1 protein-coding gene is annotated in these 312 nt (G+C 63.8%); it reads right to left on the bottom strand.

Annotated features, from left to right (window positions below):
* A partial coding sequence (locus ACO0LB_RS20790; RefSeq protein WP_423052631.1) for an LOG family protein occupies nt 1–312 on the bottom strand: 312 nt, incomplete at both ends.

Raw genomic sequence — 312 nt, 5'->3', positions numbered from 1 at the left:
CATCCAGTTGAAGTGGAACGCATCGTTGCGCTCGCGGCGGAACTGCTTGACCTGCCTGAGCCCCTCGGTCATCTGCCGCGCCACCTGGGCCGGGTCGTCGATGATGATCTTGTAGCGCTTCTGGGCTTCCTCGCCCAGGGTATCGGCGATGAACTGGTTGATCTGGATGAAGTAGTCGCGCGCCGTCTCGGGCCCCGTGAAAATGAGCGGAGACGGCATGTCGGCGTTATCGGGATGGAGCAGGATGCCGAGGATGTACAGGATCTCTTCGGCGGTGCCGGCCCCGCCCGGGAACACGACGATCCCGTGCCC

Source organism: Undibacterium sp. SXout7W (assembly GCF_049339385.1).
Classification (GTDB): domain Bacteria; phylum Pseudomonadota; class Gammaproteobacteria; order Burkholderiales; family Burkholderiaceae_D; genus Undibacterium.
The sequence above is the reverse complement of the archived record's forward strand: the minus strand, read 5'-3'. Positions and strand labels throughout refer to the sequence as shown.